The following is a 16,450-nucleotide window of genomic DNA, read 5'->3' as shown; positions in this document are numbered from 1 at the left end:
TCCGGTGGTTTAGCTAAATGATTTCCATGTCATTTTTTAGAAATCCCGGCCGCTTTCTTTCAGGTATTGCCGTAGAACTTGGTTTGGCTTTTGTGCTGTGTTCCTATTACATCAGTGGGATAGTGGGTACGTATCTGGGAAGCAATGTCGAGCTTCTGGCATCCGCGTTCCCTTTGATTTTCGGGAGTTTGGTCATTCTGGGATTCCTTGCTTCCGGAAGAGTACTTGTCGATCGGGGCGGCAAGATTTTGATGCTTTTTCTTTTTATCAATTTCTTCATTGTGTTCTCTGCAATTAAAAATTTTGCCCCTGAGGAGTCAATTTTCTTCTCGTTAAGATTCTTTTATGCTGCAATTTTCCTGGGCGGAGTTGCTTGGGTGATTGCGTCTGATAAGTCTTTCAGTTTATTCCATTTTTATCTGTATTTTTGCTTGGTTGTCTCTTTACTCGTTGTCTACCTCATGTTATGGGGAGAGTCGCACGGTAGTAGGTTAAGTGTGGCTGGTCGAAACCCCATATATTTTTCTTTGCTTTGTGGTCTTTCTTTTTCAGCTTCTTTTATTTGCCTCATAAGTAAAGTCAAGTTTGGTTTTGTGGTTCGCTCATTTCTTCTCATTTCTATGATTATGTCTTTCCTGGGGTTGATTTTGTCTGGGGGGCGCGGGGCAGTTGTGTCCGTAATTGTTACTCTACTTTTTTATGGTATCTGTTTTTCTTCTTCATATATTTTTAGTGGGAAAGTTAAAGAAAGAGTTAATTTAAGATTTCTGATTTCTTTCCTTTTGATGTCTGTGGTTGGTGTTTTTTATTTTGTTGAATCACGGGCAGTTGGTGGAGTTTTTTCACTTTTTTCCGGTAATCCCGGGGCTTCCGGAAGTGTGCGTATAGAACTGTTTAACCAATGGTTGAGGGCGTTCGGAGAGAGTCCTTTTTGGGGAGTCGGGTTTAGCTCAGGCCTTGCTTATCCTCATAATATTATAATTGAGCTGGTTTTCAGATTTGGCGTTCTGGGTGGTATAGCTTCGATGGTACTGGTCTATTTCGTGTTGAGTTACACCATAATTGGCTTTATGTCCAGAATTCTGGAAAACAGGATTCTTGCCGCCTTGATTTTATGTTCATTTACTGCTGGGCTGTTCAGCTTCTCGATCGTGATGATGTCGCATTTATTCATATTTATTGTTTTTGCGGCGGTTTTTATGGGGGCATACCGTTTCGGTTTCTATTCTGGATACAAAACTAAAGGCTTAACATGCTTCTACCGATAATCATGGCCGGCGGCACTGGCTCGCGCCTGTGGCCTTTGTCTCGTCAGCTGAACCCCAAGCAGTTTCTGAAACTCTGCGGGGATAGCACCCTCTTGCAGCAGACTTTGTCTCGCCTGGATGGGCTTGAAACTTCACCACCGTCCATTATCTGCAATGAATCTCACCGTTTTATGGTGGCGGAACAGTTGCGTCAGTTGGCAGTTACCGATGCCAGCATTCTACTTGAACCCGCTGGTCGCAACACCGCACCAGCCATAGCGCTCGCAGCTTTGAACGCTGCACTTAACGGCGAGGATCCAGTGCTGCTGGTCTTGGCGGCAGATCACTTTATTGCTGACGAAAAAGGTTTTCAGCAAGCCGTTCAGGCTGCGGAGGTGTTGGCACGTAAAAACAAACTGGTGACCTTTGGTATTGTGCCTACTCATGCTGAAACCGGGTATGGTTACATTCAAAGGGGGGCATCACTGCCGCAGCAGGGTTTTGAGGTAGCGCGGTTCGTGGAAAAACCTGATTCGGGTACAGCACAAGATTACTTGGGCTCAGGAGACTATTACTGGAACAGCGGCATGTTCATGTTCAAGGCGAGTGTCTATCTTGAGGCACTGTGTGAGTTTCGTCCGGATATTCTGGAAGCCTGTACCCGGGCATTCCAAGGTGGCAGCCAGGACATGGATTTTGTGCGGGTAGACGAGGCTGCTTTTGCTGAATGCCCCGAAGAGTCGATCGACTATGCCGTAATGGAGAAAACGTCTGATGCGGCAGTGATTCCTCTGGATGCGGGTTGGAGTGATATTGGCTCCTGGTCGGCCTTGTGGGAGATTGGCGAAAAAGACTCTGAGGGCAATGTGTGCAAAGGTGATGCGCTGGCCATTAATACCCGTAACAGCCTGATTCATGCCGAACATAAACTGGTTGCTACCGTGGGTGTGGAAGACCTGATTGTTGTTGAGACCAAAGATGCAGTGTTGGTTGCTCACAAAGACCACGTTCAGGATGTCAAAAAGGTGGTTGAAGCCATCAAAAATGATGGCCGCCATGAGCATATGAACCATCGTGAGGTATATAGGCCTTGGGGCGTGTATGACTCGATTGACAACGGTGAGCGGTATCAGGTCAAGCGAATAACAGTTAAACCTGGAGCCAGGCTTTCGGTACAGATGCATCACCATCGTGCGGAGCATTGGATTGTTGTAAGCGGTACCGCAAAAGTGACGGTTGGGGAGAAGGAGTTTCTGGTTACGGAAAATCAGTCTACCTATATTCCGGTGGGCCAAGTGCATTGCCTGGAGAACCCCGGTGTCATTCCGTTGGAATTGATTGAAGTTCAGTCCGGCTCTTATCTTGGTGAGGACGATATTGTGAGGCTGAAGGACCAGTATGGACGCACCTGATGAGGCGCTGCCTAAAGTCTCCATAGTGACTGTTTGCTATAACAGCGCAAAAACCATTGCCGATACGCTTGAGTCCGTTCGCTCTCAAACCTACCCAAATATTGAGCATATCGTGGTAGACGGGGGCTCTGATGACGGCACTATGGATATGGTGTCGGATTATCGGGAGTCTCTGGGGCCCGTCATCAGCGAACCCGACAAAGGGCTTTACGATGCCATGAATAAGGGCATTCGTATGGCGAGTGGGGATATTGTAGGCATCCTCAATTCTGATGATTTTTACGAGAGCGATGAGGTGGTTGCCGCGATTGTAGAGGCGTTCGAGGCAGACCAAACGCTAGACATCGTTTTTGGTGACGTTGTTTTTGTTACTCCTCCAGACCTGAAAACGGTAAGCCGGTTCTACCATGCTGGGCACTTCCGGCCCTGGAAATTACGGTTTGGCTGGATGCCCCCCCATCCTGCCACCTTTGTAAAAAAAGCAGTCTATGAGCAGCATGGCGAGTACCGTTTGGATATGAAAATCTCAGCGGATTATGAAATTTTCGTGCGCTGGCTGGTTAAGGCCAAGCTGAATTATCGCTGGTTGGATCGGGTAATTGTCAGGATGAGGGCCGGTGGTGTAAGTACTGGAGGCATAAAAAGCAGCCTGATACTCAACCAGGAAATTGTACGGGCCTGTAGGGAAAACAACCTCTATACCAATCTGTTAATGGTGCTGACCAAAATCCCTTTCAAACTTCTTGAGCTTCGGAAGCGCCCTGGCGGCATTTCTGAATAGGGTGTTGTTTTTGTGAATGTTTTATTAACGGGTGCAACCGGCTTTGTAGGTTCCCGCGTCGCTGAGCAGATTGACCACCGAAATTGCTTTGATTTGACCTGCTCGGTTCGGCGGCCCGGAGCAATTGCGAATGGCCGTGAGGTATTGGTTGGAAGCTTGAGCGGGGATACCGATTGGTCTGCTGCTTTGGTCGATCAACAGGTTGTTGCCCATACCGCCGCCCGCGCCCACATCATGAAAGATGAAGTGCCAGACCCATTGGCGGAGTACCGCAAAGTTAACGTAGAAGGCACTCTTAATCTTGCCCGCCAGGCTGCGGAGGCGGGAGTGTCTCGTTTTATCTATATCAGTTCCATCAAGGTTAACGGTGAACAGACTCCGTTGGGCAAACCCTATACTGCTGAGGATGTTCCTGCACCGGAGGACCCCTATGGTGTTTCCAAGCTGGAAGCTGAGACCGGCCTGCATAAGATTGCTTCTGAAACCGGGATGGAGGTTGTCATCATCCGCCCGCCCTTGGTGTACGGGCCGGGTGTAAAAGGCAACTTCGCGAGTATGATCAAGTTAGTTGAGAAAGGGTTGCCGCTGCCCTTGGGTTCCATCCACAACAAACGTTCACTTGTGGCTTTGGACAATCTGGTTGATTTAATCATTACCTGCATTGATCACCCCGCTGCGGCCAACCAGGTATTTCTCGCCGGTGATGGCCAGGATGTGTCTACCACGGAATTGCTGCGCGGCGTTGGCCGGGCCATGGGGAAGCCCGCCCGGTTGGTTCCCGTGCCTGCGGGTATGCTGATGTTCGGTGCCGGTTTGTTGGGTAAGAAAGCCGTTGCCCATCGTTTGCTGGGTTCGTTGGAGGTGGATATTTCCAAGGCACGTAATCTATTGGGCTGGGAGCCGCCACTGTCTGTGGAGGAAGGGCTTCGGCGTTGTTTTGTTTCGGAGAATGCTTCTTGATTCGTTTATTTGATTTTTTCTTTTCGTTATTTGGTTTGCTGTTTGGCTTTCCGGTGCTGTTGCTTCTGGTGGTTATTGGCTTTTTCGATACCGGCTCTCCGGTTTTTCGCCAGGAGCGGGTAGGGCGCAACAAAAAGCCGTTCACTCTGGTTAAGTTCCGCACCATGAAAAAAGACACCGCCTCTGTCGCCAGCCACCTGGCCAGTGCCAGTGCGATTACGCCTTTCGGGCACTTCCTTCGCCGCACCAAGCTGGATGAGTTGCCGCAGCTGTGGAATGTGCTGAAAGGTGAAATGAGCCTGGTGGGCCCTCGGCCTTGTTTGTTCAATCAGGAAGAATTGATTGGCGAGCGTGAGCAACGGGATGTATTGGCTGCCCGGCCGGGTATTACCGGGTTGGCGCAGGTGAATGATATTGATATGTCTACGCCGGTGTTGTTGGCGGAGACGGACCAGAAGATGCTAGAGAACCTGACAGTGGGTGCTTACTTCAAATATATCTTCATGACTGTGGCGGGTAAGGGCGCCGGGGATCGGGTGCCTGGTAAAGATTAAAAAAGGAATTTTTATCAACTCCAAGGAACAGGAGGCATTATGAAAAACATCATCATCTGCTCAGATGGCACCTGGCAATCCCCCGAATCTGACACGGCCACCCACATTCTGCGCATCGCCCGTGGCATTGCCCCGGAAGATGCCGCCGGCAACAAGCAGGTGGTGTTTTATGACTGGGGCGTGGGCTCGGACGGCAACCCGCTGACCGGCGGGGCCACGGGCAAGGGCATCGACAAGAACATTCTGGATTGCTACCGCTTTCTAGTGCACAACTACGATGACGGCGATGCGGTATATCTGTTTGGCTTCAGCCGGGGTGCTTACACGGTTCGGTCGTTGGCGGGGTTGATTGGCAATTGCGGTATTCTGCGCCGGGAACATGCCGGCAAAGCCGCGAAGGCGTATTCGCTGTACCGCCAACGCAGCCGCGCTTCGGCACCGGGTAGCAGCAAAGCCGCTGCTTTTCGTCGGGATTACGCAGTGCCCGGTGGCGGCCGGGTCCACTTTGTGGGTGTGTTCGACACTGTCGGCGCATTGGGCATTCCCGCGCCGTTTCTGGGAACCCTGGGCACCTCCCGCTACCTGTTCCACGACACCGAACCCGGCAGCATTATCAATCATGCCCGCCATGCTGTTTCCATTGATGAAAACCGCCAGGATTTCGAGCCAACCCTGTGGACCCCAAAAGCCGGGGTAGACCTCAAACAGGTGTGGTTCGCCGGCGTGCACACTGATATTGGCGGCGGCTACCGCAACCGCGCCCTGGGCGACCACGCCGGCCAGTGGCTGGCCCGTGAGGCAGAAACCTGCGGCCTGGTTTTCGAACCCCACTTCCTGGATAACCTGGCCCCGGACCACACCGGCCCGCAGCACAACGAATACAAAGGCTTCTACCGCGCCATGCGCCGGCGCATCGTACGGGAGGTGGAGCCGGTGGTGCATGTGAGTGTTCGGCAGCGGTGGGAGGATGATGGGGTTTCGTATCGTAGCCCGGCTTTGCGGGGGTTGTTGGAGAGGGTCGGTGGTAGCTGGGATGAAATACAAGTGATTTTTTAGCCACGAAACCCACGAAAGAACACGAACAAAGATTAACTGATTAAGAATCAGGATTTCCTTGCCTTTATTTCGTGTTCTTTCGTGGATTTCGTGGCAAAAATATCTTTAAAAATAAGGATGTAAAATGCTCAAGGAAAAAGAGCTCTGCTACCGCATTACCGGTTGTGTGTATGAAGTGTACCGGCACCTGGGGGCAGGTTTTCTGGAGTCGGTTTATCAGAAGGCGCTGGTTAGGGAGCTGCAGCTTGCGGGGTTGTCGGTGCAGTGTGAGGTGCCTGTGGTTATTCACTACAAAGGCGAGTCCATTGCAGAGCACCGGCTGGACCTGCTGGTGGAGGATGCCGTTATCATCGAACTCAAAGCCCAGCAAAAGATGCCCCTGGCGGCGGAGGCTCAGTTGATCAACTACCTGAAGGCCACCGGGAAGGAGCTTGGGTTACTGGTGAATTTTTCGTTTCCGAAGGCGGTGGTGAAGCGGGTGGTACTGTGAGCGAATATACTTGTTATGATGGTGGCTATGAAGCCTTTGCGGTGGAGGAAAGTATGTACGCTGTCGAATTTGAAGCTGACATTCGAGACGGTGTCGTCAAAATCCCGGAACAGTACGCCCGTTTGAAAAATACGCATGCACGAATCGTGGTTTTGCTAGAGGGTTCAGATTCAGAGGTGCGTGCGCTTTCAAACCATGCGGCAGGGAATATTGATGAATGGAAGGGCTCGGCAGAGGACGAGGTTTGGGCGTAGAGCAGGGAGCATAATAGTTTAGAGGAGCAAAGCCGTGCCCGTTGTTTTCAGATATCAAGGTTTTAAGTTCTTTTTCTACTCAAACGAAGGCAATCCGCTGGAGCCGGCCCACATTCATGTTAGAGCCGCTGGCAAGGAAGCAAAATTCTGGCTATCTCCAGACGTATCGTTGGCCCGAAATGATGGTTTTGATGCGCGTACGATTCGGGTATTGTTGGAGGTAACGGAACACCACCGTGAAGTTTTGGAGGATGCGTGGCATGACTATTTCGCCTGAAAAAGTTTGGTTTGACGAAGATAGCCTTTGGGTTATTTTGTCTGATGGTCGGACTATTGGCGCGCCTTTGGCCTGGTTTCCTCGGCTATTGCATGCCGACAAAGCTGCCCGCGATGGTTTTGAATTGAGCGTGCACGGTATTCATTGGGATGACCTTGATGAAGATATCAGTGTGCAGGGGTTGTTGGCGGGTCAGGGTGACCAAACGCACCCCAAACAAGATCATGCAGCGTGAAAGCTAAGCCAGAAAAAGAAACGTGTCTCAGCCTCTTATCAAAAGGTTATTGAGGCCCATATCAAGCAGCGCTTGGCGTGACTGCTGATCCGCTACTCGTTAAGAATCTTCCTTCCAAGAGAGTTTATGCCTACCTACGACGTTTTTAACGGCGATGCCGACGGCATCTGTGCCCTGATTCAACTGCGCCTGGCAGAACCTGCCGAAACCACTCTGATCACAGGCTATTGGGTTGATTCCGTTGGTTTGGGGGGGGTGAGGGAGAGTTCTGTCGTCCGGCTTTTCGGGCGGTGGAGAGGGTTGGTGGGGACTGGGGCAAAATACAAGTGTGCTATACTGCACCAAAAGTATGAATATTGATGCAGAGGTCTCGCATGGCGACGATACGCAAGACAATAACCCTGACCGACACCCAGGGCGATTGGGTTAAATCCCGTATTACCTCTGGTGATTTTACAAATGACAGCGAGTATTTTCGCGATTTAGTTCGAAGAGATCAGGAGCGTAATGCCTGGCTGCACCAGTTGCGTGCTGCTCTGTTAGAGGGCGAGCAAAGCGGGTTGAGTGACCGGACCCCGCAGGAGATTCGTGAAGCAGCCAGGGAGAGGCTCATTAAGGATGGCAAGTTACAGGCTCAGTGAGCGTGCCGATGAGGATTTTGAATCCATTTACATGTATGGGCTGATTAATTTCGGTTCTTTGCAGGCCGATGTCTACGCGGACGGTATGGAAGACCGTTTCAAGCAGATCGCTGATCAGCCGCAATTATACCCCGCTGTAGACCATATTAAGCCAGGCTATAGGCTCAGCGTGTATAAGAGCCACTCCATTTACTATCGAGTTGATGATGGAGTGGTTTTAATTGTTCGTATTCTGCGCAGCCAGAGCCTTGGCGTTTTGTTTGATTCTGTTTTGTAGATTGAGGTAACACTATGAAAATCGCCATCGCCGGTACAGGCTACGTTGGTCTTTCCAATGCCATGCTACTGGCCCAGCACAACGAAGTGGTTGCTCTGGATATTGATCCGGAGAAAGTCGAGTTGCTGAACAACCGCAAGAGCCCGATTATTGATGCGGAAATCTCCGATTTTCTGGCCAATAAGGAATTGAACTTCACCGCCACGCTGGACAAGGAACAGGCGTACCAGGGCGCGGATTTTGTGGTGATTGCCACGCCCACGGATTACGACCCGCAGACCAACTACTTCAACACCAAAACCGTTGAGTCGGTGATTCAGGATGTCATGGCCATTAACCCGGGCGCGGTGATGGTGATTAAATCCACGGTGCCGGTGGGTTATACCAAAGAGATTTGCGAGCAGTTTGAAACCAACAATGTGATCTTCTCGCCGGAGTTTCTGCGCGAAGGCAAGGCGCTGCACGACAACCTGTACCCCTCGCGCATTATTGTCGGCGAGCGTTCCGAGCGTGCCGAGGTGTTTGCCGGGCTGCTGAAGCAGGGCGCTGTAAAAGAGGACGCGCCGGTTCTGTTTACCGACAGCACCGAGGCCGAGGCCATCAAACTGTTCTCCAATACGTACCTGGCCATGCGCGTGGCCTACTTCAACGAGCTGGACACCTACGCGGCCCGGCACGGCCTGAATACCCGCCAGATTATTGATGGCGTGGGCCTGGACCCGCGCATTGGCGACCATTACAACAACCCGTCGTTCGGCTACGGCGGCTACTGCCTGCCCAAAGACACCAAGCAACTGCTGGCCAACTACGAAGAAGTGCCCAATAATCTGATCCGGGCTATTGTGGATGCCAACCGCACCCGCAAGGACTTCATCGCAGACGATATTCTGGCCCGCAAGCCTCAGGTGGTGGGCGTGTATCGCCTGGTGATGAAATCCGGCTCGGACAATTTCCGTGCGTCGGCTATTCAGGGCATTATGAAGCGCATCAAGGCCAAGGGCATTGAGGTGATTGTGTACGAGCCGGAGCTGAAGGAAGACGATTTCTTCAACTCCCGCGTGATTCGTGACCTGGAAGCCTTCAAGCAGGAAGCGGATGTGATTGTCGCCAACCGCCGGAGCGAGAATCTGGCGGATGTGGAGGAAAAGGTTTATACCCGGGATTTGTTTGGTAGTGACTGACAGGGTTGTCAGTTGACAACTTCATGCTTCCTTTCTATGCTCTAAAAGGATTTAGACATGGCTCGTTCTCGCCATAAGAACAAGGTTATCGAACAAGCGCTATCACATGCCGAAGCTTGTGGCTGGCGAATAGAGCCGGCCTCCGGGCATGCTTGGGGGCGGATGTATTGCCCGTTTAATGATCAGAATTGTCGTTGCGGTGAGTTCTGCATTACCAGTATCTGGAGCACGCCGCGCAATGCGGAGAACCATGCGAAGCAGATTCGGCGGGTAGTAGATAACTGTACTGGCGAGGATAGTTCCTCCAGAGGGGGCAGTTAAAATGGCAGAGTATGAATTTACGCTGAAGTTTTCAGTAGCTGAAAACTTGGCTCAGGGTGTGATTGAGGACAAGTTGTTTGAGGCCGGTTGTGACGACGCTTTGATTGGTGTCGGCACTAAAGGGCGCTTGGCCTTGGCATTTTGCCGCGAGAGCGACTCGGCGAACCAGGCGATCATCAGCGCGATTACCGATGTGAAGAGCGCGATCCCGGATGCCAAGCTGATAGAAGCTGAGCCGGACTTGGTGGGTGTTACGGACATTGCGGAGATGTTTGGATTCACCCGCCAGAATATGCGAAAGCTGCTACAAACCCATGTGAACAGCTTCCCGTTACCGCTGCACGAGGGCCGCGCAGCGCTGTGGCATCTGGCCGATGTGCTGGAGTGGTTTGAGGCATATCGAGACCAGTCTACGAGCCCAGCTTCCAAAGAAATTGCCCAGTTCACTATGCGCCTGAATATGGCTCGTGATTTTCAGCGTGTGCCGGCAGACGATTTGAAACAGCTGGCCGCAAGCTTGTAAGCGCCATAAAAGAACAAGGAATTCCATGTCCCAGATTAACAAAATCCTCGCCGCCTACACCGAACGCACACCGAACCCGGATGAGCCCTCGGAGAAGGTGGCGTTTGGCACCTCCGGCCATCGGGGCAGCTCATTGAAAGGCAGTTTTAACCGTTATCACATCCTGGCCATTGCCCAGGCGGTGGTGGACTGGCGCCGGGCTCAGGGCATTTCCGGGCCGTTGTTTGTGGGCAAGGATACCCATGCGCTGTCAGGCCCTGCGATGGATTCGGTGCTGGAAGTGCTTTCGGGAAATGATGTGCCCATGCGGGTGGATTCGGCCGGTGGCCTCACGCCCACACCGCTGGTATCCCACGCCATTTTGCGCCATAACGCCAGTGGCACCGGTGAGCTGGCAGACGGGCTGATTATCACCCCGTCCCACAATCCTCCGGAAGATGGTGGCATTAAATACAACGGCCCTGACGGCGGCCCGGCAGGCACAGACGCCACGGGTTGGATTGAAGACCGCGCCAATGAATTACTGGCTGCGGGGCTTGCCGGTGTGCGCACGTCGCCCCGGCGCATTGCCGTGGTGGAAGCGCAGCGTCACGATTATGTGGGTGACTATGTGCAGGCGCTGGGTGAAGTGGTGGATATGCCGGCTATTGCCAAAAGCGGCCTGAAGCTGGGGGTGGACCCCATGGGTGGTTCTGCTCTGGCGGTGTGGGAAGCGCTGGCCGGGCATTATGGGCTGGCGCTTGAGGTGGTCAACCGCACTGTGGACCCGGCGTTTGCCTTTATGCCGCCGGACCACGACGGCAAGATCCGTATGGACTGCTCCAGCACTGCCGCCATGGCCAATCTGCTGACGATCAAAGACCGCTTTAACCTGGCCTTCGGCAATGACCCGGACGCCGATCGCCACGGTATTGTGGATGCGACCGGGCTGATGAACCCGAACCATTATCTGGCCGTGTGCGTGGATTATTTGCTCAAGCACCGGCCACAGTGGCCTGCGAGCCTGGCCATTGGCAAAACCCTGGTGTCGTCTTCGATGATTGACCGGGTGGTGGCCGCCAATGGCCGTGAGTTGTACGAGGTGCCGGTGGGGTTCAAGTGGTTTGTGGAAGGCCTGCATCAGGGCACACTGGCGTTTGGCGGCGAAGAAAGCGCTGGTGCCAGCTTCCTGACCTTTGACGGCAAACCCTGGAGCACGGACAAGGACGGCATCATCCTTTGCCTGCTGGCCGCTGAAATAACGGCCAAAACCGGAAAGTTGCCCAGTGAGTACTACGGAGAACTGACCGAACAGCACGGCGCGCCCCGCTACCAGCGCAAGGACTTCCCCGCCACGGCGGAGCAGAAACAGCGTTTGAAGGCGTTAAAACCCGACGATGTGCCGTTTACCGAGCTGGCCGGAGACCCCGTTCTGGGTGTCTTCACCGAAGCCCCGGGTAATGGTGCAGCCATTGGCGGCCTGAAAGTGACCACTCAAAATGGCTGGTTTGCTGCACGGCCTAGCGGTACTGAGGATCTCTGTAAGATTTACGCGGAGAGCTTTGTGGGGCCGGAGCACCTGGAGCAGATTTTCGGGCAGGCTGAAGCGTTGTTGTAAAAGATTGATTAGCCACGAAATCCACGAAAGAACACGAAAAGAGCTTCGCTCTGAAAAGCTTTTTTGTTTTTAATTTAGTGTTCTTTCGTGGATTTCGTGGCAAAAAAGAGTCTTTTAATGTTTGTAATCTCCAAAATTGCCATCGCCATTATCTCTCCCTTAGGCTCAGCGCTGTTGGGAGGCCTGCTGGCGCTGATCGCGGGCTTTGTTGGCCTTCGTCGCCTGGCTTTGGTGCTTGGCGTTTTGTCGGTGGCTTGGCTGTGGGTCTGGTCTTTGCCGGCGACCAGCTACGCCCTGCGTGGCTATCTGGAAAGCCAGCACCCTCCCATGGCGGTGGAGGCCACGCCGGAAGCAGAGGCTATTGTGGTGCTGGGCGGCGGCACCTGGCCCATGCAGTATGATCAGGATTATCCGAACCTGGGCGCCGCTTCGGACAGGGAATGGCACGGTGCCCGTTTGTATGAGGCTGGCAAGGCGCCGTTGTTGATTCTGACCGGCGGTTACGATCCCCGATTCAGCGCCAGCTCCTCCGCTGAAAGCATGCGCCGGTTCATGTCGGATCTGGGCGTGCCGGATTCCGCCATGGTGCTGGAGGACCAAGCCCGTAATACCACCCAGAATGCCGAATTTACCGCTGGGATTCTGGCCAGGCGGGGCATCAACAGGATATTGCTGGTAACCTCGGCCCTGCACATGCCGCGTTCTGTGGCACTGTTTGAGGCGCAGGGGCTGGAAGTGATCCCTGCCGCCACCGACCACGAAGTGCGCGGCGCCCCTGGCTGGCGCCTGTGGCTGCCCCATACCGACGCACTGGATGGCAGCAGCCGGGCGATTAAAGAGATTGTTGGTAAGCTCGTGGGGCGGTAAAAAACCGTTTTTGCCACGAAATCCACGAAAGAACACGAAATTTAAAGCAGAAAAGTATTTCAGAGCGAAGCTCTTTAGTGTTCTTTGGTGGATTTCGTGGCTAATCACATCAGTTGGTCCTTGAAAGGTTACATGCATGTTCCAAAAGTTCCTGAATCTTCCGCGCCTGTATAAGCGCCTGATATCCGTCGCGGCAGATGTGATGGCGCTGTCGTTTGCGCTTTGGGCGTCTTTTGCTTTGCGTCTGGACCAGTGGCCCTGGGTGCCGAGCCTGGATATGGTGCTGGTGTGCGGGCTTACGGTGGTTTTCACGGTGGGGCTGTTTGTGCGTTTGGGGCTTTATCGTGCGGTGGTTCGCTACCTCAGTGACAAGGCCTTCGGCACCGTGGTTCTGGGTGTTATCAGTTCCGCTTTGGCGCTGATTTTTCTTGGCTTCTGGTTTGAGGTACTGGTGCCTCGGTCCGTGCCGGTGATTTATGCCGCGCTGGCCTTTATTTTTGTGGCGGGCAGCCGCTTGAGTATTCGCATGATTGTGTCGCGGCCGCTTCGCAAGAACAAGGAACGTGTGATTATTGTTGGCGCGGGTGAAACTGGCCTGCAATTGTGCCAGGCCTTGCAGCAGGGCACCGAGTTTCACCCCGTTGCGTTTATCAGTTTCCACTCTGGCAACCACAAAACACTGATTAATGGTTTGCCGGTATACGACATCAATTATATTGAGACAGCTGTTAGTGCGCGCCGGGGCGAGCGGCTCCTGTTGGCTCTGGATGCCGATTCCGGGGTGGATCGCCGTCGGTTGCTTCGCCAGCTTGAACCCCTTTCAGTACCGGTACAGACCGTGCCCAGCATGTCTGAGCTGGTGGCCGGGCAAAAGCGCATTAACGATATCCGGGACCTTGAAATTGAAGATCTGCTGGGCCGTGATCCGGTGCGCCCGGACAACGCCCAGGTGGCGCAGAGTCTGCAGGGCAAGGCCGTGATGGTGACCGGCGCCGGTGGCTCCATTGGTTCGGAACTGTGCCGCCAGATTATCCAGCATCGGCCAAAGTCGCTGGTGTTGTTTGAGCAGTCGGAATTCTCTCTTTACAGCATTGAGCGCGAACTGCAGGCGATTAACGACATTGAAGGCCTGGGTGTGGAGATTCACCCGTTGCTGGGCAACGTGGCCCATCGCCGGCGTTGTGAGGCGGTTATGAAGGCCTTTGGCGTGAATACCGTGTACCACGCGGCGGCCTACAAGCATGTGCCGCTGGTAGAGCACAATATTATTGAAGGTGTGCAGAATAATGTCTTCGGCACCTGGCACACGGCCGAGGCCGCTATTGCCGCTGGTGTTGAGCGTTTTGTGTTGATCTCCACCGACAAGGCGGTTCGCCCGACCAATGTGATGGGCGCCAGCAAGCGTATGGCCGAACTGGTGTTGCAGGGCCTGGCCCGGCGCCAGAGCGAGACGGTGTTCTCCATGGTGCGTTTCGGCAATGTGCTGGGCTCTTCCGGCTCTGTGGTGCCGCTGTTCCGTGACCAGATTCGCGATGGCGGGCCGGTGACGGTCACCCATCCGGATATTATTCGTTACTTCATGACCATTCCCGAAGCCAGCCAGCTGGTTTTGCAGGCAGGCAGCATGGGGCAGGGCGGCGAAGTGTTTGTGCTGGATATGGGCGAGCCGGTGAAAATTGTTGATCTGGCCCGCAAGATGATTCATTTGATGGGTCTGGATGAAAAAGACGAGCATAACCCCGACGGTGATATCGAAATTGTTTTCTCCGGCCTGCGCCCGGGCGAAAAGCTTTATGAAGAGTTGCTGATTGGCAATGACCCGCAAGGCACCGCTCACCCCCGGATTATGATGGCCCGGGAAGTGTCCCTGCCCTGGGAGGAGCTGGAGCCACTGCTGGCCAGATTTACCCAGGCAAGCCATAACTTCGACTGCCAGGCCGTGGTAGACCTCCTCCAGAAAGCCCGCACCGCCTATACCCCCAGCAGCGACATGGCGGATTTGGTGTGGTGCAACCTGCCTTCGCCAGAAACTCCCGCCAAAGTTCTCCACCTTTCTTAATCTAATGGGGTCGGGTACGGGGTCGGGTACGGGGTCTGACCCTGTACCCGACCCCGTACCCGACCCCATTTAGTGAGACTGAGTTAATATTTATTAAATAATTTACTTTGCCTGTTTGGCCTTTGTTCATTATTATTTGTGTGCGTTACTAAATGCCCACTTTTATTTCGGAACAGGGTTTATTTATATGGCTACCAAAATTAACGACTATTACCAGAAGAAACAGTTGATGGAACAGCTGGCGGAAGAGCTCGAAAAGCTGGAGCAGGATCAGGCATTAAAATCCGAGCTGGCTTTTGAAAATGAAGTTCGGGATTTGATGAAAAAATATGACAAAGCCCCGAAAGATGTTTTGCAGATTCTTGCCGCTATTGATCCTTCCATTGCCGGTGCAAAAGCGGATACTTCCGGTACCCGTGCCAAGCGCCCGATGAAGACTTACAAGAACCCCCACACCGGTGAGGTGGTTAAAACCCGCGGTGGTAATCACAAGACTCTGAATGAGTGGCGTGAGAAGTGGGGCAAGGAAGCGGTTCAGAGCTGGAGTGAATGAGGGCATAAATGCCTTCTATTTATCCCCCTCTCCCTGGCCCTCTCCCACAAGGGGAGAGGGAATGGTTGCAGAGAGCCTTCATCCCTTCTCCCACAAGGGGAGAGGGAATGGTTGCGGGGAATCCTCATCTCCCCTCTCCCCTTGTGGGAGAGGGGTTGGGGGAGAGGGGGATAAAAATCGCGTTTGCGCGCCCCTAAACTCCCCACCCCTGGTAAACCACCACGCAATTTCTCCCACCTTCTTTCGCTTCATACAGCGCTTCGTCTGCTTGCTGCAGCCACTGCATGTAGTTCTCCGGCTGTGAATCGAGTTCGGCAATGCCCACGCTTACCGTGTACTGAATATCCGCCACGGTGGTTTTCACCACGCTCTCTTCAATGGCCATGCGTATGCGGTCGCAGATGATGGCGGCACCTTCGCCGTCGGTTTCCGGCAGGATCAGCCCGAACTCTTCGCCGCCGTAGCGCCCGGCGCTGTCGGTCTGGCGGATGCTGTCGCGGGTGATTTTGGCGGTGTGGCGAATCACTTCATCGCCGGCCAGGTGGCCGTGGGTGTCGTTCACTTTTTTGAAATGGTCGATGTCGAACATGACCAGGCTGACAGGGTTGCCATAGCGGCGGTACCGGCCGAACTCCACGTCGACCAGGTTTTCCCAGGTGCCGCGATTCAGCAGGCCGGTGAGGCGGTCTGTCATGCTCAGTTTCGCGAGTTGTTCGTTGGCCCGTTCAAGCGCCCGTTTACTGCTGGCGAATTCGGTGACGTCGTAGATCAGCAGGCATACGCGGTCCACCTCGCCCCGGGTGTTGGTGAGCGGGCTGATGGTGAGGTTCTGGTACATGTACTTTTCGATGCCGGTGATCGGCCGGCTGTTTCGAAACCGGAACAGGTAAGGCCGCTGCTCCCAGGAGGTGAACGCGCGGGTGTTGAGGGTGACCACGGAGTCCACCTTGCGCTTCAGCCAGCTTTCCGGGATGTCCGGGAACACGTCGAACAGGACTTTGTCGCGGATTTGTCCGGGGGTGATGCCACTGTGGTTTTCCATGAAGCCGTTCCAGGCCTGCACTCGGAAGTCCTGGTCGAGCACCACCAGGCCAACTTCGACCGATTCGAGCATGTCGAACAGCCAGTGAAACGCTTCTGTATCGGTGTTTTTCAGGGCCAACAT

The 16,450-nt window shown here is 53.7% G+C and carries 19 protein-coding genes and 1 pseudogene; 19 read left to right on the top strand and 1 reads right to left on the bottom strand.

The features are described 5' to 3' along the window. The first annotated feature begins 17 nt into the window (after positions 1–17). From BMZ63_RS00835 to BMZ63_RS00740, 19 genes and pseudogenes are all read left to right on the top strand, one after another. Positions 18–1,268, top strand: a complete 1,251-nt coding sequence (locus BMZ63_RS00835) for an O-antigen ligase family protein (RefSeq protein ID WP_091700419.1) — start codon at positions 18–20, stop codon at positions 1,266–1,268. Next, positions 1,253–2,659 (top strand): mannose-1-phosphate guanylyltransferase/mannose-6-phosphate isomerase, encoded by a 1,407-nt coding sequence (locus BMZ63_RS00830; RefSeq protein WP_091700417.1) that lies wholly within the window; start codon positions 1,253–1,255, stop codon positions 2,657–2,659. The genes BMZ63_RS00835 and BMZ63_RS00830 overlap by 16 nt, the downstream gene beginning before the upstream one ends. Then, the gene (locus tag BMZ63_RS00825; RefSeq protein WP_091700415.1) at positions 2,646–3,440 is read left to right on the top strand and encodes a glycosyltransferase family 2 protein; all 795 of its coding nucleotides are present in this window, start codon (positions 2,646–2,648) and stop codon (positions 3,438–3,440) included. Before BMZ63_RS00830 ends, BMZ63_RS00825 begins: the two co-directional genes overlap by 14 nt. A 12-nt stretch (positions 3,441–3,452) precedes the next feature. Beyond that, positions 3,453–4,400: a UDP-glucose 4-epimerase family protein gene (locus BMZ63_RS00820; protein ID WP_091700414.1), complete on the top strand. Its 948-nt coding sequence runs from the start codon at positions 3,453–3,455 to the stop codon at positions 4,398–4,400. Then, positions 4,397–4,954, top strand: a complete 558-nt coding sequence (locus BMZ63_RS00815) for a sugar transferase (protein WP_091700412.1) — start codon at positions 4,397–4,399, stop codon at positions 4,952–4,954. Before BMZ63_RS00820 ends, BMZ63_RS00815 begins: the two co-directional genes overlap by 4 nt. Before the next feature lie 39 nt (positions 4,955–4,993). Next, positions 4,994–6,010 carry a DUF2235 domain-containing protein gene (locus BMZ63_RS00810; RefSeq protein WP_177187001.1) on the top strand — a complete coding sequence of 339 codons (1,017 nt, stop codon included), beginning with the start codon at positions 4,994–4,996 and terminating at the stop codon, positions 6,008–6,010. 124 nt (positions 6,011–6,134) lie between these two features. Then, positions 6,135–6,500, top strand: a complete 366-nt coding sequence (locus tag BMZ63_RS00805) for a GxxExxY protein (protein ID WP_091700410.1) — start codon at positions 6,135–6,137, stop codon at positions 6,498–6,500. Further along, positions 6,497–6,754: a hypothetical protein gene (locus tag BMZ63_RS00800; protein WP_227663684.1), complete on the top strand. Its 258-nt coding sequence runs from the start codon at positions 6,497–6,499 to the stop codon at positions 6,752–6,754. The genes BMZ63_RS00805 and BMZ63_RS00800 overlap by 4 nt, the downstream gene beginning before the upstream one ends. A 34-nt stretch (positions 6,755–6,788) precedes the next feature. Beyond that, the gene (locus BMZ63_RS00795) at positions 6,789–7,031 is read left to right on the top strand and encodes a DUF4160 domain-containing protein (protein ID WP_091700408.1); all 243 of its coding nucleotides are present in this window, start codon (positions 6,789–6,791) and stop codon (positions 7,029–7,031) included. Further along, complete coding sequence (locus BMZ63_RS00790; protein ID WP_091700406.1) at positions 7,015–7,266, top strand: DUF2442 domain-containing protein; 252 nt, start codon at positions 7,015–7,017, stop codon at positions 7,264–7,266. Before BMZ63_RS00795 ends, BMZ63_RS00790 begins: the two co-directional genes overlap by 17 nt. A 374-nt stretch (positions 7,267–7,640) precedes the next feature. Next, positions 7,641–7,907 (top strand): type II toxin-antitoxin system ParD family antitoxin, encoded by a 267-nt coding sequence (locus BMZ63_RS00780; protein ID WP_091700402.1) that lies wholly within the window; start codon positions 7,641–7,643, stop codon positions 7,905–7,907. Continuing rightward, the gene (locus BMZ63_RS00775) at positions 7,885–8,184 is read left to right on the top strand and encodes a type II toxin-antitoxin system RelE/ParE family toxin (protein WP_091700400.1); all 300 of its coding nucleotides are present in this window, start codon (positions 7,885–7,887) and stop codon (positions 8,182–8,184) included. Before BMZ63_RS00780 ends, BMZ63_RS00775 begins: the two co-directional genes overlap by 23 nt. 14 nt (positions 8,185–8,198) lie before the next feature. After that, complete coding sequence (locus BMZ63_RS00770) at positions 8,199–9,365, top strand: nucleotide sugar dehydrogenase (RefSeq protein ID WP_091700398.1); 1,167 nt, start codon at positions 8,199–8,201, stop codon at positions 9,363–9,365. Positions 9,366–9,422: 57 nt separating this feature from the next. After that, complete coding sequence (locus BMZ63_RS15090) at positions 9,423–9,686, top strand: hypothetical protein (protein ID WP_091700397.1); 264 nt, start codon at positions 9,423–9,425, stop codon at positions 9,684–9,686. Between the two features lies 1 nt (position 9,687). Further along, a complete protein-coding gene (locus BMZ63_RS00760; RefSeq protein WP_091700395.1) occupies positions 9,688–10,209 on the top strand; it encodes a helix-turn-helix transcriptional regulator in 522 nt (173 codons plus the stop codon). A gap of 19 nt (positions 10,210–10,228) precedes the next feature. Next, positions 10,229–11,806: pseudogene (pgm, locus tag BMZ63_RS00755) on the top strand (phosphoglucomutase (alpha-D-glucose-1,6-bisphosphate-dependent)); the annotation flags it as partial. A 117-nt stretch (positions 11,807–11,923) separates the two neighbouring features. Next, a complete protein-coding gene (locus BMZ63_RS00750; RefSeq protein WP_091700391.1) occupies positions 11,924–12,673 on the top strand; it encodes a YdcF family protein in 750 nt (249 codons plus the stop codon). Between the two features lie 136 nt (positions 12,674–12,809). Continuing rightward, the gene (locus BMZ63_RS00745) at positions 12,810–14,732 is read left to right on the top strand and encodes a nucleoside-diphosphate sugar epimerase/dehydratase (RefSeq protein ID WP_091700389.1); all 1,923 of its coding nucleotides are present in this window, start codon (positions 12,810–12,812) and stop codon (positions 14,730–14,732) included. A 187-nt stretch (positions 14,733–14,919) separates the two neighbouring features. Continuing rightward, positions 14,920–15,285, top strand: coding sequence for a histone-like nucleoid-structuring protein, MvaT/MvaU family (locus tag BMZ63_RS00740; protein WP_091700387.1), 366 nt, complete (start codon positions 14,920–14,922; stop codon positions 15,283–15,285). A gap of 193 nt (positions 15,286–15,478) precedes the next feature. On the opposite strand, the gene BMZ63_RS00735 is transcribed toward BMZ63_RS00740, so the two are convergent. Beyond that, positions 15,479–16,450: a sensor domain-containing diguanylate cyclase gene (locus tag BMZ63_RS00735; protein WP_091700386.1), complete on the bottom strand. Its 972-nt coding sequence runs from the start codon at positions 16,448–16,450 to the stop codon at positions 15,479–15,481.

Source organism: Marinobacter persicus, assembly GCF_900114155.1.
Classification (GTDB): Bacteria; Pseudomonadota; Gammaproteobacteria; order Pseudomonadales; family Oleiphilaceae; genus Marinobacter; species Marinobacter persicus.
Note: the sequence above shows the minus strand (reverse complement) of the source record. Positions and strands in the feature narration are given on the sequence as shown.

Coding starts and splice junctions, on each gene's coding strand:
- BMZ63_RS00835 (WP_091700419.1), top strand. CDS start 18: ATGATTTCCATGTCATTTTTTAGAAATCCCGGCCGCTTTCTTTCAGGT.
- BMZ63_RS00830 (WP_091700417.1), top strand. CDS start 1,253: ATGCTTCTACCGATAATCATGGCCGGCGGCACTGGCTCGCGCCTGTGG.
- BMZ63_RS00825 (WP_091700415.1), top strand. CDS start 2,646: ATGGACGCACCTGATGAGGCGCTGCCTAAAGTCTCCATAGTGACTGTT.
- BMZ63_RS00810 (WP_177187001.1), top strand. CDS start 4,994: ATGAAAAACATCATCATCTGCTCAGATGGCACCTGGCAATCCCCCGAA.
- BMZ63_RS00805 (WP_091700410.1), top strand. CDS start 6,135: ATGCTCAAGGAAAAAGAGCTCTGCTACCGCATTACCGGTTGTGTGTAT.
- BMZ63_RS00790 (WP_091700406.1), top strand. CDS start 7,015: ATGACTATTTCGCCTGAAAAAGTTTGGTTTGACGAAGATAGCCTTTGG.
- BMZ63_RS00780 (WP_091700402.1), top strand. CDS start 7,641: ATGGCGACGATACGCAAGACAATAACCCTGACCGACACCCAGGGCGAT.
- BMZ63_RS00775 (WP_091700400.1), top strand. CDS start 7,885: ATGGCAAGTTACAGGCTCAGTGAGCGTGCCGATGAGGATTTTGAATCC.
- BMZ63_RS00770 (WP_091700398.1), top strand. CDS start 8,199: ATGAAAATCGCCATCGCCGGTACAGGCTACGTTGGTCTTTCCAATGCC.
- BMZ63_RS15090 (WP_091700397.1), top strand. CDS start 9,423: ATGGCTCGTTCTCGCCATAAGAACAAGGTTATCGAACAAGCGCTATCA.
- BMZ63_RS00760 (WP_091700395.1), top strand. CDS start 9,688: ATGGCAGAGTATGAATTTACGCTGAAGTTTTCAGTAGCTGAAAACTTG.
- BMZ63_RS00750 (WP_091700391.1), top strand. CDS start 11,924: ATGTTTGTAATCTCCAAAATTGCCATCGCCATTATCTCTCCCTTAGGC.
- BMZ63_RS00745 (WP_091700389.1), top strand. CDS start 12,810: ATGTTCCAAAAGTTCCTGAATCTTCCGCGCCTGTATAAGCGCCTGATA.
- BMZ63_RS00740 (WP_091700387.1), top strand. CDS start 14,920: ATGGCTACCAAAATTAACGACTATTACCAGAAGAAACAGTTGATGGAA.
- BMZ63_RS00735 (WP_091700386.1), bottom strand. CDS start 16,450: ATGTTGGCCCTGAAAAACACCGATACAGAAGCGTTTCACTGGCTGTTC.